This window comes from Streptomyces sp. M2CJ-2, assembly GCF_016757295.1.
Lineage (GTDB): Bacteria > Actinomycetota > Actinomycetes > Streptomycetales > Streptomycetaceae > Streptomyces.
Map to the genome: position 1 here is coordinate 25,073 of NZ_JAESIF010000022.1, position 15,542 is coordinate 40,614.

Below are 15,542 nucleotides of genomic sequence, written 5' to 3' on the forward strand. Positions count from 1 at the left end.
GGTGGCGGCCGAGCAGCGCGGCTTCGGCACGCCGCGGCGGGGCGAGCACATCGCCGCTTCCAGGCCCGGTGGAGGAGCCCCTCCCACCCCAGTCGGCGATCCCGTGTCGGTGCGTTCACCTGACCCGCCGTCACAGACCCGGCCCCGGTTGCCACTTCGTCCCGGCCCTGCCCGGCGACCTGCCCCGCCAACCCGATCAGCCGTTCGGCCTGCCAGGGTGGGGCCCGGGCCCGCCGCGAGCCGGGGACGGGCCGGCAACACACTGGCATCCGTCGGCTGTGATCGTGAGGAGCGTGCTGTTCCGTGTCCCCCTCTCCCCTGATCAGTCCAGCGCAACTGGCGGCCGGCGCGGCGGGCACCCCGCTGCTCGATCCGACCGCGCGGCCGGTCGCCCCGGTGCTGGGCGTCGACCTCGCCGAACCCGCCGATCCCGCAGTGCTCGGCGCCGCGGTCCGCCGCGCCGAGGCGTGCGACCGGCTGCTCGTCGGGGTCATGGGCGCCGCGGGAGCGGGGGTGCGGACCGAGGTCCGGCTGCTGGCGGCGGCACTCGACATGACCCTGGTCGATCAGGGTTCGCAGGCCGACGACCGCCCGTTCGTCCCGGTGCCCGATCCAACCGCCGCACTGGCCGAGGTCGAAGCCGCGGTGACCGCGAACCCCCGGACCGCACTCGTGCTGGCCGGCCTCCTGCGCACGACCGAGACGCTCCCGGTGCGCGACGCCCTGGATGTGGAGTCGCTGGCGTACTCCACTCTGCTCGGCGGTGCGGAGTTCCGTCGGTGGCTGGCCGCACGCGGACCCCGCCCACAGCCTCCCCCCGTGCCGGACCCCGTGCTGGTCGCCCGGAGCGGGGACGAGCTGGAAGTGGTCCTCAACCGGCCGACGCGGCGAAACGCCTACGACCGGCACATGCGGGACGCGCTGGTCGAGGCCCTGCACCTCGCCGCCCTCGACGACACCATCTCCCGGGTCGTGCTCACCGGCTCCGGCCCGGCGTTCTGCTCAGGCGGAGACCTCGACGAGTTCGGCACGGCCCCCGACCCGGTCAGCGCCCATCTGGTGCGGACCCGCGCCGGTGCCGGGCGGCTGCTCCACGAGTTGCGCGACCGGATACAGGCGCGGGTGCACGGCACGTGTGTGGGCTCCGGCATCGAACTGCCGGCGTTCGCCGGAACCGTCCTCGCCACCCCGGAGACCACCTTCCGGCTCCCCGAGGTCGGCATGGGCCTGATCCCCGGCGCCGGCGGCACCGTCAGCATCCCGCGGCGCATCGGACGCTGGCGCACCCTGTACCTCGCCCTCACGGGCAGCGTCCTGGACTCCCCCACCGCGCTCGCCTGGGGCCTGGTCGACGCTCTCGGGGCCCCGTCGTCCGGGTAGCCGTCCGGGCACGGGGTCACCGTGAGCGGCGGGTCGACGCGATCCGGATCATCACCCGGTCCAGCTTTTCCACGCTCCCGGACGACACAGCTCCCGCGACTCCACACTGCGTGCCGGGCGCCCGGGAACGACAGGTCCACGCAGCCACGTTCGCGATGCGCACGGCAGCGCTCTCCTCCTCGTAATGAGAGGGCATGCGGCGAAGAGAACAGTTGAATCTGACGTCAACTTTAAGTTAGGGTCTGTGGCAGCAGGATGGCGGTGGATCCATGGAGCTCGGCTTGCTGTCAGGGATGCAACGACCGCTGCCGCCGCGGTGTGCGGGACGGGTTCTGACAGCGCGACACCACCCTGCCCAGTTCCCCGTCGGCACGGTGAACTCCACCGGCGCCCGCGCCGAGGTCCGAGCGCCACGGGCAGTCACGCCCGGCGCACTGCGGCCCGAGCCGCCGACCGACCACCCCCAGGACGAGGAGTTGCCGTGTCTCGCAGGTCCGGCGGTTCGACCGGCTCCGGCCGTAGCAGCGCTGATCGACTGGTCGCCCCGGATGCCCGACCGGGTGAAGCCCCCCACCGGCGCGAGGCATCGAAGGAAACGGCGGCCGCGATCGAGGACATCCCGCATCGGGCTGTCGGCGGAACGGTGGGGTGATCGGAGTGATGGCCGACAACCCGCCTGTGGCCGCTGTGGTGTTCGACTACGGCGGAGTGCTCACCACACCGGTACGGCAGTCGATCGCCGCCTGGCTGGAGCACGACGGAATTGAGCCGGCGTCGTTCTCCAGGACACTGAAGGCCTGGCTCGGGCGCCAAGCGCCGGAGGGCACCCCCATCCACCGGTTGGAGACCGGAGAGCTGCCGGTGGCGGAGTTCGAGCGCCTGTTCGCCACCGAGCTGGTGACCCTCAGCGGCACACCGGTCGATCCCGTCGGTGTGCTGGACAGGTTCTTCGCGGGCCTGCGTCCTGAACCACGGATGTATGCGCTCGCCGAGGAACTGCGCGCGTGCGGTGTGCGGGTGGCGCTGCTGTCGAACAGCTGGGGCAACGACTATCCCCGCGAGCGGCTCGAGTCACTGTTCGATCCGGTGGTGATCTCCGGCGAAGTGGGCTTGCGCAAGCCGCTGCCGACGGTCTTCGAACTCACCTTGGAACGGTTGGGCCTGGCTGCGGCGCAGGTGGTCCTGGTCGATGACGCCGAGCCGAATGTGGCCGGCGCCCGTGCCGCGGGCCTGCGGGCCGTGCTCCACACCGACCCCGCGACGACGCGGGCCGCGCTGGTGCGGCTGCTGCCGCAGCTGCACCGGGACCCCTCGGCAACAGGACGCCCCGGCCTCGGGGCGGCGCCTTCGGCCGTCCGCGACGACATGACGCCTCCCCAAGGGGAATGACGAAAGGAACGAAGAGAGATGAGCACCCGACGTACCGCGATCGTGACCGGTGCCGCGCGCGGTATCGGCGCCGCCGTGGCGAAGCGACTGGCCGCTGACGGCTTCGCCGTGGCCGTGCTCGACCTGGACGAGGCGGCCTGCAAACCGGTCGTCGAGGACATCCGTTCCGGGGGCGGCGACGCGCTCGCGGTCGGCGCCGACGTCTCCGACGAGACGGCCGTCGAGGCGGCGGTCGCCCGGGTCGCTCAGGAGCTCGGCGCCCCCACCGTGCTGGTCAACAACGCCGGCATCGTCCGCGACAACCTGCTGTTCAAGATGACCAGCGACGACTGGGACGCGGTGACGAACGTCCACCTGCGCGGGGCATTCCTGATGAGCCGTGCCGTCCAGCGCCACATGACCGAGCAGAGGTGGGGACGCATCGTCAACCTGTCCAGCACCTCCGCGCTCGGCAACCGGGGCCAGGCGAACTACTCCGCCGCCAAGGCGGGCCTGCAGGGCTTCACCAAGACCCTCGCCATCGAACTCGGCAAGTTCGGAATCACCGCGAACGCCGTCGCCCCGGGCTTCATCGAGACCGACATGACCGCCGCGGCCGCCGAGCGGATGGGCATGCCGTTTGAGGAGTTCAAGGCATCCGTCGCCGCGCAGGTCCCACTCGGCCGCACCGGCAGGCCCGAGGACATCGCCCACACGGTGTCGTTCTTCGCCGGTGAAGGGGCCGGCTTCGTCTCCGGCCAGGTCCTCTATGTCGCGGGCGGCCCGTGCGACTGACCGGGGCGCGCCCCCACCCTCACCGAGCCCGCCAGGAAAAGGAGTACCCATGAAGGTCTTCAACGGCATCGGCGAACTGGGGAAGGCGGTCGGCACGCACCTCGGGTGCAGCCCCTGGCACACCGTCACGCAGCAGCAGATCGACCTGTTCGCCGACGCCACCGACGACCACCAGTGGATCCACATCGATCCCGAGAAGGCAGCGGCCGGACCGTTCGGCACGACCATCGCGCACGGCTACCTCACCCTGTCGCTGGTGCCGAAGCTGGCCTGGCAGGTCTACCGGGTCGAGGGCCTGGCCATGAGCGTCAACTACGGCTGCAACAAGGTGCGCTTCCCCGCCCCGGTGCCGGCCGGATCGCGGGTCAGGGCCGGCGTCGAACTGGTCTCGCTGGCCCCGGGACCGAACGGGGTGAACTCCGTTTCCCGGGTCACTGTCGAGCGCGAGGGCGCCGACAGGCCGGTCTGCGTCGCCGAGACCGTCAGCGTGCTGGTGCCCTGAGGCGACCGGTGTTCCCGCCCGGGCGAGTGACGCCGATCGGCTGAGCGCCTGGTGCGCCCCGGCCGCGCCCGTCGGCGTCACTCCTGCGCAGCGGACTCAGCTCGCTGTCCTCCCCCGCCGCGCCCGTGGGCGCGGCACTCAGACCACAATCTTCGGAAGGGATGGCCATGGGGTCACAGGAAAGGATCCTCGTCGTCGAGGGGGCGCGCACTCCGATCGGCAGTTTCGGCGGCGCGTTCAAGGACGTGCCGGCGCATGAGCTCGGCGGTGTCGCGGCACGGGCGGCGCTGGAACGCGCTGGGGTGGGTCCGCAGGACATCGACGAGGTGGTCATGGGCTGCATCGGGCAGGTGGGGGCGGATGCCTACAACGCGCGCCGGGTCGCCTTCGCGGCCGGGCTGCCGACGAGCACATCGGCTTACACCGTGAACCGGCTGTGCGGCAGTGGCCTGCAGGCCGTCTGGTCGGCGGCGATGCAGATGCGTTGGGGCGGCGTGGACCTCGCGCTGGCCGGTGGCGACGAGAACATGACGCGGATGCCGTTCTACGACTTCGGCGCCCGGTCCGGCTACAGGCTCGGCGACCGCACGCTGGTCGACGGCACCGTGATGATGCTGACCGACCCCTTCCACGGCATTCACATGGGTCTCACCGCCGAGAAGGTCGCCGCGAAGTACGGCGTCTCACGCCGGGAGCAGGACGAGTTCGCGGCGGAGTCCCAGCGGCGGGCCGCCACGGAAGCGGCCCGGGCGGCCTTCGCCGAGGAGATCACGCCCGTCGAGGCGGGCGGCCGCAAGCCTCGCCTTGTCGAGGTGGACGAACACCCCAAGCCCCACACGACGGTGGAGACGCTGGCCGGCCTGCGCCCGGCGTTCCAGCCGGAGGGCACGGTGACCGCCGGCAACTCGTCGGGGATCAACGACGGCGGTGCGGCGCTGGTGTTGGCCCGGGAGTCGGTGGCTGCCGAGCGCGGGTTGTCCGGCCTGGTGTCACTGGAGGCGGTGGCGACCGCGGCGATGGAGCCGGAACTGATGGGGTACGCGCCGGTACCGGCGTTGCAGAAACTGTTCCGGATGACCGGCACTTCCCCGTCCGACATCGACACCGTCGAGCTGAACGAGGCCTTCGCGGCCCAGGCGGTCGCAGTGATCCGGGACGCGAATCTGGACCCGGAGAAGACCAACCCGTACGGCGGGGCCATCGCGCTCGGGCACCCGGTCGGGGCGACCGGCGCGATCCTGACCCTGCGAGTGGCCAAGGACCTCATCCGGCGCGACCTGGAGCTGGGCGTGGTCACCATGTGCATCGGCGGCGGTCAGGCCCTGGCCGCGCTCTTCCGCCGCGTCTGACCACCGCGCCGAGACCACCTCGACCAGAAAGCGAGCACCGTATGGCAGAGAATCCCGTCCGCTACGAATGCGCAGCGGGGGTGGCCCAGATCACCTTGGCCAGATCAGCCAGGGCGAACGCCGTGGACCTGCCGACCGCGCGGGCCTTCGGCGCGGCGGTGGACCGGGCGGCGGCCGATACCGAGGTGCGAGCGGTGCTTGTCCGGGGGGAGGGCAAGCGGTTCTGCGCCGGGGGCGACGTGGAGGCGATGGCCGCCGCGCCGGACCGGGCGGCGTATCTCGAGGAGCTCGCCGGCACCTTCGACGACGCCCTGCAGTGCCTCGCGGCGCTGCCCAAGCCGGTCGTCGCCGCGGTTCAGGGTTCTGTGGCGGGGGCCGGAATGTCCCTGATGCTCAGCTGCGACGTGATCATCTCGGCCGCCTCGACGAAGTTCCTGCTGGCCTACGCCGGTGTCGGCCTGACCCCCGACTGCGGCCTGTCCTACCTCCTCCCGCGTGCGATCGGGGGACACCGCGCCCTGGAGCTGGCCCTGACGGGCCGCACGCTCACCGCCGAGGAGGGCCGCGCATGGGGCCTGATCACCGAGGTGGTGGACGACGTCTCGTTCGGTGACCGGGCACACCGGCTCAGTGAGCAGCTCGCCGCGGGGCCGGCGTTCGCCCTCGGGCAGGCCAAGCAGCTGCTGCGCTCCTCCTGGCGGAACTCGCGGGAGCAGACCGGCCGGGAGGAAGCCCGTGTGATCGCTGAGGCGGCCACCCGGCCGGAGGCCACCGTGCTCCTCGCGTCCTTCACCGGTCGTCGAGGAGGAGCCGCATGAGCGCAGTGCGGTCCGCCGCACGACGCGGGCGACCGGGAGGGCGGAGCGCGCGACACCCTCCATGGTGAGCAGCCGACTCGACGACCGGGCCGGCTCGGGCTCGGTGCAGCCCCCGGGACCAGTCGTATGAACCCGACGTCGAGGTCGAGTAACGTGACGGACCAGTAGAGGTTCCGATGGACGAAGTCATGATGGCATGGGGAGCAACATGGTCGACACCGGCGACCTCACCGACGCTGGTCCGGACGTGCGCCCGCTTCCCGCCACCGCGCGGGGGCGGCGACGCAGGCAGAGCCTGCTGGACGCGGCCAGGGAGGTCTTCGCGCGCGATGGCTTCGCGAATGCGCGGATCGCCGACATCGCCGACACCGCGAACGCGGCGCACGGCTCCTTCTACACCTACTTCGGCTCGAAGGAGGAGATCTTCGTCGCGCTGCTGCGCGAGTTGGAGGAGGAGCTTCGCAGCCCAGGCCCACGTGATGTACAGCAGGGCGACGACGGGTCGAACCGCCTGGAACCGTACGAGCAGATCTTCCGGGCGAACCACGCCTACCTGACCGCGTACCGGGAGAATCTCGCGATCATGGTCGTCTGGGAACAGGTCGCCACCTTGGACGCGAGAGTCGAGAACCTGCGGCGCGAGGCCAGTGACCGGTTCGTACAGCGGATCGAGAAAGGTATTCGCCACTGGCAGGACAAGGGCCTCGCGGACCCGGATGTCGATCCGGTGTACGCCGCGATGGCGCTCAGCGGAATGGTGAGCAACTTCGCGTATCGCTGGTTGGCGCGCGAAGCGGACTGCGGGGTGGACAAGGTTGCTCGACAGCTCTCCCTGCTGTGGGCCAGCTCACTGGGCATCCGGACCCCCCGAGGCCCCGGCGGAACGCTGGTCTCCCCGTAGCCCTCGATGCGGTGCTCGGTGCCGGGGGGTTGACGCGGCGGCAGCGACCGGCCATGCCGGCGCTCGGGAATCACCTCTGGTACGGCGGTTCCCGCGCCGACCACGGCCCGTCCGGTCTCCTCCGCCTGGCCCGGGCGGCGGACCTTCTCAGGCTCGGGGATCAACAGGTCGCCGATCTCGCAGCCGAGGACCGCGCAGTTGACGTCCAGTCCTCCAGCTCGAGTGAGACCGGCTGGCCGGTTCCCAGCCCGGGCATCTTCCTGCCGAGATCACCAGCCCGTGCTCGGCCAGGCTCCGCTGGAGCTCGGAGGCTTTCCAGATGCCCTTGTCCTCGGCGCTCAACCGCAGGTTTCACTTCATCGCAGAAGTCCTTCCAGCCGTTCGCGGCCCGCTGCCGCCCGGGCACCCAGGCGTCCTCGACCCGGGTCTGCTGAACGTGGATGTCTCGCATGGTCACGGCGATCCAGAAATGTCCGAGGACATCCTGGATCGCGCTCAGGTCGAGTCCGCCGAGGTAGCGCTCGGACGCACAGAAGTGCCGCAGGACATGCGGGGGAGCTTGTCGCCGGCCGGGCCAATGGAGCTTCGCCGCGTCGGACAGCCCGTCGCGCAGGGCGTCGTCGCCGACACGGCGGACGGAGTCATCGGCGTTCTTCCGTTCGGAGGGGAACAGCGGGGCGCCGGGACGTCGGTCGGGCCGGTGTCAGCGGTGCCGTCGCCCGCTGACCGGGACCCGGCGGAGCGAGCGGGGTTCTCGGCTCGGCCGCAGCCCTGCCCTGGCCGGGTTACGGCCGGTGCCCGACGAGCCCGGGGTCCCCTGCATCGAGGCGCCGCCCGTCGCGCCACACCGCGGCGACGGCACCGGCGTCCGGCTCGGCGAGCGCCTGGTCGAGGGGCACTCTCAGCAGGACCAGGTCGGCCGGTGCGCCTCTGAGGACGCGGCGGGGCGGGCCTCCGGGCTCGTCGTGGGCGCAGAGGTAGCCGGCGAGGGCGGTGGCCGACGGAACCCGCTCCCCGGCCCCGAGGATGTCGCCGTCCGCGGTGGTGCGGTCGACCGCGCTGGCGATCACCTGCCATGGGTCGGCCACGCCGAAGGGGGCGTCGCTCGAGGCGCAGGTCGGCACGCCCGTCCCGAGCAGGCCGGCGTACGGGTACAGATGGGGCAGGTCGTCGGGATCGACATCGCGCCGGTACGCCGCGCCGCGGGTGCGCAAGAAGTCCGGCTGCGTGACGACGCGGACCCCGAGCCGGGCCATCCACTCGGCGATCCCCTCGGGAACCACCGCCGCATGCTCGACCCGGTCCCCGGGCAGCGGTCCCACCTCGTCCAGCACGGTGAGCGTGAGCAGCAGCGAGTGCCGGGTCACGCAGTGCACGGCAACCGGCCTCCCTGCGGCGTGCTCGGCGGCGACCACTGCGGCCAGCTCGTCGTACGGTGGCAGGTCGTGGTCGCGCAGGAGGAGTTTGCGGGGGCCTGCGGTGAGGCCGGGCGGAAGCTCGGCGCCGGTCGGCGCGCCGAGCAGCACCACCCGCTGCGGGAGGTCACCGGAGGCCACCGCCCGGCCGAGCAGGTCAACTGCCGCCGAGTTCAGGTCCGGTGTGGCGTCGGTGGCGCCGGTGATGCCGTAGGCCGCCAGGGCGCTGCCCACCCGTGCGAGGTCGGGCGGCGCATCGGCCAGCGCCGGTCGAAGGCGGGCGTCGTACCGCCAGAGCCGTCCGGTCGGCCGACCGTGCGCGTCCCGCTCGACGTCGGGGCTCCGGTCGAGGACGTGGGAAACCTCGTCGAGACCACGTGAGTTCAGCATCCACAAGGCGCCACTGCGGTGCTGCACCCGCACCGGCCGGTCGGGCACCAACCGGTCGAGCAGGCACCGGTCCAGCGGACCGGCGACGTCCTCGTGGTAACCCGTGCCGCGCACCCACCCGCCGGGGTGAGCGGGGGCACGGCGCAGCGTCTCGGCGAGCGCCTCGGGGCCGCGGACCACCCCGGGGCCGCAGTCGACCGAGTCGAGCGCGGCGGCCATCGAGAGCAGGTGCAGGTGGTGGTCGTGCAATCCGGGCAGCAGCGCCCCACCGTCCCCGGCCACCACCTCGCCTCCGACCGGTGCGGGCAGCCCGGCTCCGATGGCTGCCACCCGGCCACCCGTGAGGAGGACGTCCGAGCGACAGCCCTCCACCTCGACGTCGCGGAGGAGCACGCTCACCGCAGGCCCTCCAGGACTCGTTCGTTGTCCGCACCCGACTCACCGGTGGGCAGAAGCGGTACGCGTGGTGCCGGGTCGGCGACCACGGCCTCGCCGCCGTCCCAGGTGACCCACCAGCGGTCTGCGCGGCGGACCACTTCGTGCGGGGCCGACGGCCCCGAGAACTCGGCGCAGACATGGTGCATCGACACGTCGATGAGCGCGGCGCGCTCGAAGAGCAGTGCTTCGGCGGCCGCCGCGGCTGCCGTCACGCCGGTCAGCGGGTCGGCGAGGGCGTCACCGCAGGGAAGCAACTCCCCGCCGTCCTCGACCACCAGGCCGGCCCCGGCCGCGACGTCGTCTCCGAACCCCACCGCGTCGTGGTCCCGGCCCCGCGCGGTGATCGACAGCCAGGACACCCCTTGATCGACCAGCGCATCGGCGTCCAGGCCGAGGCGCGCCAGCGCCCGGGGGCGGGACGCCTCGAGCACCAGGTCGGCGGAGGCGACGAGGTCGCGCAGGCGGGCGACCTCGTCGGGGTCGTGGAAGTCGACGGCCACCATCGCGTGCCCGCCGTGGAGCAGGTCGAGGAAGGCGCGTGGCCCACGACGGCTGCCGTCGGGACGGTGCCGGCTTTCCACCTTCACGACCTCCGCGCCGCCGAGCCCCAACAGGTTCGCGCAGAGAGGGCCGGCCCACAGCGAGGTCAGGTCGACCACTCGCGGGCGCTCTCGCGGAAAGCGGCGGCCGCCTTGCCGGACCACGACACCGGGACGGGACCGGTCGACCGACCTCGGGTCGCAGCATGGCAGCCCGAGCAGTCGGCCTCGTGCCACCGCGTCCGCCGAGGCGGTTCCGCGTGCCCAGCGGACGACCGCCTCCCAGGGGTCACCCGGATCATCATCTTCGATGAGGGCCGGTACCAGTTCGATGTCCTCGGGACGCGGCAGCGATACCCCCCACCAGCCGTCCGCGGTCGGCAGCAGGCGAAAGGCGCCGCCGCAGGACCACGGGCCGTTGCGGCGCAGCCCGGCGATCGCCGCCCGTTCCCCGAGCAGGCCGACGTCCGGCAGGGTGGGGAGGACTCCGGTGCGCCGCCGGGTGGCCGCGGCGACGCGCGCCAGTGCTCGCCGTACTGCGCCCGCCGGGTCGCCGGGGGCGACCATGGGCGGGCCGTCGGGTCGGCCGGTGAGGCACATCGCACCCGACGCGGCCCAAGCGCCGAGGTCAGCCACGGCCGTGCATTTCGGCCCGGGCGTCGGCGAGGCCCCGACTCAAGCGCGGTGCCGGTGCCACCAGGTCGGTGGGGTCGACCACTACCAGGAGGGAGTCAGGGAGTCCGTCCGCGCCGACCGTCAGGACCGCCGCGCCGTCGGCCACGCAGCGCAGTCCGATCCTGTCCACGCTTCAGCCTCCTGCTTGGTCCTTCGGGTGTCGGCACCGCGGCCGGGCGCACCCAGCCTACGACGACGGTCGCGAGACCCTCCGGGCAGGCCCGGAAGCTGACCGCCGAAGGCCTGTCCGGGTGTCCCGGCTTTACGGAGTGCCGCGATCCTGGATGCGCAGGCGAGGTGGCCCGAGCGGGTGATCCTGCGGGAGGAAGACCATGGACCCCTCACAGGGGATACCGCTCGATCTCCACCACCGCCCACTGGCGGTAGAACATCCGGACCGGGACCACGTCGCCTTCCTCCTCGGCCCGTATGAACGCCTTCTGCTGAACGCCTTCTGCATGTCCTCGAAGAACTCCGACAAGCGGGGAGGCACGACCGCGGCCACGGCTTGGCGCAACGCAGGAAGGGTGAGGGCAGACGTGGAGGATCAGCGGATCGTTGCTCTCCGTGTGCGGCGCTGTCATGGCCAGTCCTTCCTCAGCAAGGACATTTGCCGCATCAGCCGAACGCTCGTCCGCCACACCGGCCGCGGCATTTGCAGAGGTGCGGACAGCGGCCGGGCTTGGCACAGGAGCAGTTCTTGAAGGAGGAACCCATGCCGCGGGCGAGCTGACGAGCCAAGGAGTGACACCTTCCGAAGGGACGAGCGAACCAGCGAAGGCCGGCTCTGCTGTCACGTCCCTCGGTCAGCACGGCGGAGATCTCCGACTCGCCACATGCTGGCCACTTGCTGACCTGGGGTCCACCCAACATCCACCTGACCTGCGCTAATGCCCACCCTCCGGATCTTCGGCAACAACATCGAGGACCGCATGGGCCATCTGCGGTACCTGCTGTTCTACCTGCTCTGCGGCTACGCGGCCGCATACGGATTCGCCCTCACGAACCCCGACGCCACCACCCCCCTGATCGGCGCCTCGGGCGCCATCGCCGGGGTGCTGGGCGCCTACCTGGTCCTCTACCCGAAGGCCCGCGTCTGGGTCCTCGTCCCCTTCCTGATCTTCCTGCCCCTGCGCCTGCCGGCCTGGAGCGTCCTGGGCCTGTGGTTCCTGCTGCAGGCGCTCTGCTCCTCCGGCGCGGGCATCACCGGCGCCGGAACGGTGGCGTACGCGGCCCACGTGGTCGGCTTCGTCGTCGGCATGCTGATCGCCTGGCCCCTCAAACCGGGCACTCCCCCACCACCCGAACCGAACGGCATCCTCTTCGGACGACAGGCACGACGGGACTGGTAGGAACCGCACGCCCGGGGCCGGGCAGCACAAGGAAACCCGGAACCGCTTTGCACAGGAGACGTTTGAATTCCCGGGCCGACCGTCGATGTTGAACACTTCAACCACCTGCGTGTTCTGCCAGACCTCCGAGCCTCCAGCAGGGTTCACGCTGACCCATTGCCGACTTGCCCGATACCCCGTCAGGCGAGAAGCCCCCCCGCAGGGGTCACACCGAGCTCATCCGCATCCCCCTGGTCCGCCGTCCCAAGGCGCCGGCGCTCCTGCGTGTCCACTGTCGTCCCGCGGACTCGCACGTTCCGCAGCCCGACCTCGACCTCGACCTCGACCTGGGCGAGGTCACCGGCCTGATCGCAGAGCCCGAGCCCTCGACCGCCGCGTTCAGACCAGAGCGGGACCGGCCGCACTCGACCTGACCCGCCATCGGGCCGGCAAGAACGTTCGCCCGCCGGCGGACGCCCTCACCGACGCCGCCGTTCTCGACGCGTACGCCGCACGCGACGTCCTGCACCATCCTGTCGCCTGCCCCTTGCTGACCAGCGCGCAGCAGCAGAAGCTCGGCGTCGCCGTCAGCGCGTCAGGACTCGGTGCAGGACATCTGCCACAGCACCTCATGGACGCGTTCACGCAGGCCGTGAACGCGGGAGAGGCCGCGCTCCGCGGCCTGCTGTGATCACGAGCTTCAGGAGCTGAGATCCCGTGCGTCACAGGCGTTTCACGCCTCGGCGATTCGGCCAATCCCGCACGCTCGGGGGCGGCCCCAGCAACGAGCCGCCCCCTTCGGCCCCTTGCACGGCAAGGGTTTCAGCGCGTCCGGAATCGAGCGTGTTCGATTCCGGCGCGGCGTCGTTATGCCATGCATCGCCGAGCCGTCCAGGTGCGGCACCGACCTTGAGGAGGGACGCAGGTGACTGTGACCGACGCCTCGACCGCTGACGAGAAGACACCGCCCCCTCCACCCCCCGCGACCCTCACCTTCGAGGGGAAGCACGGTAAGAACCCGCTGGCCGACGCCGGTTTCACCGCGATGTGCCGCCGCCTGCCCGCGGTCCTCGGGCACACCGCGCGCATGGCGTGGGCCGTCGACAGACCCGGCGTCGCGCTGCTCCTCGCCTGCCAGCTCCTCGCCGGCATCGCGGCTGCCGTCGTCCTCGCGTTCACCGCACAGGCCATGACACACATCCTCGGCAGCGGCACCGTCTCCGAACGCCTGCACGGCGCGCTGCCCGCCCTGATCGTGGTGACGGCAGCCGCGGCCGTCGGCCGGATCAGCGGCGCGGTGTCCTCCTACGCCGACGGCCGGATCACCCCGCTGCTGACGACCGAGGCGGACATCGCCCTGGTCGCCGCCGTGTGCCGGGTGGAGACCTCCGCCTACGGCGAGGACGGCTTCGCCGACCGGCAGGAAGCCGCCGAGGTCGGCGTGACGCGCACCCGGCTGATGGTGCAGGACGCCCAGCGGTTCATGTCGGCCCTGATCCGCATGATCGCCGCGAGCGGAGTCGTCACGGCGCTGCATCCGCTGCTGCTGCCCCTGCTCCTGCTGGCCGTCCTCCCGGCCGGCGCCGGCGCCGTGCTGTCCGCGCGCGTCGACTACGAGACCCACTACCTCAACGTCGGCGACCGCAACGTGCGCTCCATGATGCGCTGGTGGGCCACCTACTCCCGTTACGGCGACGAGGTGCGCGCCAACGGCATGACCGGCTACCTCGTCTACTGGTACCGCGCCCTGTCCGACCGCATCGACCGGCGCACCCTCACCGCGGCCCCGCGCATGCTGCGCATCACCCTGGCCACCAGCGCCCTGGGCGGGGCCTTCCTGTTGTGCACCTGGGCCACCCTCGCCTGGCTGGCCGCCGACGGCCGCATCGCCCTGCCCGTCGCCGCCACCGCCGTCGTCGCCGTGCAGACCACCCTCGCCGCGCTCGGCCAGTTCGTCCTCCACGGCGCCGCGATGTTCCACACCTCGCTCTACCTGGCCGACATGCGGGCCTTCCTCGACCTGGCCGCCGAACGCGCCCCGAAGCGCGGAGAGCTGACCGTTCCCGAGCGCGTGGACGAGATCCGCCTCGACGAAGTCGTCTACCAGTACCCGGGCAAGGAGGAACCGGCCGTCGCGGGGGTGTCGCTCACGCTCCGCCGGGGCGAGATCCTCGCGATCGTCGGCGAGAACGGCTCGGGGAAGTCCACCCTCGCCAAGCTCGTCACCGGCATCCTCCTCCCCGACAAAGGACGCGTCCTGTGGGACGGCATCGACCTCGCCCACGCCGACCCCGACGCCGTGTGGAAACGGACCGCTCTCGTCCCGCAGAACTTCGCCTGCTGGCCACTGCGCGCCCGCGAGAACATCACACTCGGGCAGCCGAAGACCTTCGACGACGGGCCCGTGTGGGAGGTCGTCGACGCCGTCGGCATGCGCGAGGCGATCGAGAAGCTGCCCCGGCAGCTCGACACCCTCCTCGCCAAGGAGCTGTGGGGCGGCGCCGAACTGTCCGGAGGACAGTGGCAGCGCCTGGTGTGCGGACGCGCCCTGTACCGGCGGACACCACTGCTGATCCTGGACGAACCGACCTCCCAGATGGACGCTCGCGGCGAGCACGCCATCTTCCTTCAGATCAGGCAGATCGCCGCCGAACGCATGACCGTCGTCGTCACCCACCAGCTCGAGAACACCCGCCTCGCCGACCGCATCCTCGTCATGGACCAGGGTCGGGTCATCGAGCACGGACGGTACGAGGACCTGGTCGACGCCGGCGGACTGTTCGCCGAACTCGTCGCCCTGGCACACGACCGCTGACCCACACCGGTACGCAGCCGTTCACTGCCCTCCACCTTCCCGCCCCCTCACAGAAGCGAGACACACGACGTGACCGACACCTGGCAGACGATCGCCCTCCTGGCCGGCCGGCTGGAAGACCACTCCACACTCCCCCGCGAGCAACGCCTCCTGCTCCAGCTCCTGAAGATCCAGGAGGAGGCGGGCGAGGTCGCCGAGGCGGTCATCGGGGCCATGGGGCAGAACCCCCGCAAGGGGCACTCCCACACCTGGGACGACGTCGAGGCCGAGGTGTGCGACGTCATCGTCACCGGCATGGTCGCCCTGACGCGCATGAACCCCCACGCCCCGGCCGTGTTCGCACGGCACCTGCACCGCATCGCCTCACGAGACCTGGCGGCACAGGCCGGGACGGGCGACGTTCCCGCCGCGAGCCGCCCCGCGTCCACGACGTCACACCAGGAGTGAACTCCGCCGTGGACACCCAGCCCCGGGGCTGGGTGTCCACGGCGGCCCCGGCCAAGCCCCTCCGCGTTGTCGCCTTGAGTCCGTGGCTACCGGAAAGGACGTGCCCCGCATGGTCACCACACAGGACGAATGGGACCGCGGTCCGACGGGAGCGGATCGCGTCAATCGCGGTCGGCCGGGCACGGCGCCACGAGCGACGCGTCGGCGGCCACGGGCGGGGCGACGCACTCGAGTGACGGCCGTCCATGCACACCGGCGCCCCTGCCGACAGGGCAGGCTGCCACTCCGTCCCAGCCGATGGCGGCCGCCCCACACCCGCCGGCGCGGCCGAGATCGGCCGAGCAAAGACCGCGGGAGACCGGATTATTCCTCTCCACAT

The 15,542-nt window shown here is 71.8% G+C and carries 14 protein-coding genes and 1 pseudogene; 12 read left to right on the plus strand and 3 right to left on the minus strand.

What is annotated here, in order from left to right:
• Window positions 1-303 precede the first annotated feature (303 nt).
• The 7 genes from JL475_RS18565 to JL475_RS18595 all read left to right on the plus strand — a co-directional run bounded on the left by JL475_RS18565 (window position 304) and on the right by JL475_RS18595 (window position 7,113).
• Window positions 304-1,380, plus strand: coding sequence for an enoyl-CoA hydratase/isomerase family protein (locus JL475_RS18565; protein ID WP_307825095.1), 1,077 nt, complete (start codon window positions 304-306; stop codon window positions 1,378-1,380).
• 660 nt (window positions 1,381-2,040) lie between these two features.
• Window positions 2,041-2,769, plus strand: coding sequence for an HAD family phosphatase (locus JL475_RS18570; protein ID WP_202278852.1), 729 nt, complete (start codon window positions 2,041-2,043; stop codon window positions 2,767-2,769).
• Between the two features lie 18 nt (window positions 2,770-2,787).
• Window positions 2,788-3,543, plus strand: a complete 756-nt coding sequence (fabG, locus tag JL475_RS18575; protein WP_202278853.1) for a 3-oxoacyl-ACP reductase FabG — start codon at window positions 2,788-2,790, stop codon at window positions 3,541-3,543.
• A 49-nt stretch (window positions 3,544-3,592) separates the two neighbouring features.
• Window positions 3,593-4,045 (plus strand): MaoC family dehydratase, encoded by a 453-nt coding sequence (locus JL475_RS18580; RefSeq protein ID WP_202278854.1) that lies wholly within the window; start codon window positions 3,593-3,595, stop codon window positions 4,043-4,045.
• Window positions 4,046-4,212: 167 nt separating this feature from the next.
• Window positions 4,213-5,394, plus strand: a complete 1,182-nt coding sequence (locus tag JL475_RS18585; protein ID WP_202278855.1) for a thiolase family protein — start codon at window positions 4,213-4,215, stop codon at window positions 5,392-5,394.
• Between the two features lie 41 nt (window positions 5,395-5,435).
• The gene (locus tag JL475_RS18590) at window positions 5,436-6,212 is read left to right on the plus strand and encodes an enoyl-CoA hydratase/isomerase family protein (protein WP_202278856.1); all 777 of its coding nucleotides are present in this window, start codon (window positions 5,436-5,438) and stop codon (window positions 6,210-6,212) included.
• 208 nt (window positions 6,213-6,420) lie between these two features.
• Window positions 6,421-7,113, plus strand: a complete 693-nt coding sequence (locus JL475_RS18595; RefSeq protein ID WP_237407554.1) for a TetR/AcrR family transcriptional regulator — start codon at window positions 6,421-6,423, stop codon at window positions 7,111-7,113.
• A 785-nt stretch (window positions 7,114-7,898) separates the two neighbouring features.
• Here the strand turns inward: JL475_RS18595 and JL475_RS18600 are convergent.
• Genes JL475_RS18600 through JL475_RS18610 form a run of 3 tightly spaced genes read right to left on the minus strand, consistent with a single transcriptional unit; the run spans window position 7,899 to window position 10,700 of the window.
• Window positions 7,899-9,317: an amidohydrolase family protein gene (locus tag JL475_RS18600; protein ID WP_202278858.1), complete on the minus strand. Its 1,419-nt coding sequence runs from the start codon at window positions 9,315-9,317 to the stop codon at window positions 7,899-7,901.
• Window positions 9,314-10,531: a CoA transferase gene (locus JL475_RS18605; protein WP_202278859.1), complete on the minus strand. Its 1,218-nt coding sequence runs from the start codon at window positions 10,529-10,531 to the stop codon at window positions 9,314-9,316. Before JL475_RS18605 ends, JL475_RS18600 begins: the two co-directional genes overlap by 4 nt.
• Window positions 10,524-10,700, minus strand: a complete 177-nt coding sequence (locus JL475_RS18610; RefSeq protein WP_202278860.1) for a hypothetical protein — start codon at window positions 10,698-10,700, stop codon at window positions 10,524-10,526. Before JL475_RS18610 ends, JL475_RS18605 begins: the two co-directional genes overlap by 8 nt.
• 775 nt (window positions 10,701-11,475) lie before the next feature.
• Here JL475_RS18610 and JL475_RS18615 point away from each other — a divergent pair.
• The 5 genes and pseudogenes from JL475_RS18615 to JL475_RS18635 all read left to right on the plus strand — a co-directional run.
• Window positions 11,476-11,922: pseudogene (locus JL475_RS18615) on the plus strand (rhomboid family intramembrane serine protease); the annotation flags it as partial.
• A 164-nt stretch (window positions 11,923-12,086) separates the two neighbouring features.
• Complete coding sequence (locus JL475_RS18620) at window positions 12,087-12,335, plus strand: hypothetical protein (protein WP_202278861.1); 249 nt, start codon at window positions 12,087-12,089, stop codon at window positions 12,333-12,335.
• 113 nt (window positions 12,336-12,448) lie between these two features.
• On the plus strand, window positions 12,449-12,592 hold the full coding sequence (locus JL475_RS18625; protein ID WP_202278862.1) for a hypothetical protein: 144 nt from the start codon (window positions 12,449-12,451) through the stop codon (window positions 12,590-12,592).
• A 240-nt stretch (window positions 12,593-12,832) separates the two neighbouring features.
• Window positions 12,833-14,716 (plus strand): ATP-binding cassette domain-containing protein, encoded by a 1,884-nt coding sequence (locus JL475_RS18630; RefSeq protein WP_202278908.1) that lies wholly within the window; start codon window positions 12,833-12,835, stop codon window positions 14,714-14,716.
• 69 nt (window positions 14,717-14,785) lie between these two features.
• A complete protein-coding gene (locus JL475_RS18635; RefSeq protein WP_307825096.1) occupies window positions 14,786-15,163 on the plus strand; it encodes a MazG-like family protein in 378 nt (125 codons plus the stop codon).
• The last annotated feature ends 379 nt before the right edge of the window (window positions 15,164-15,542 follow it).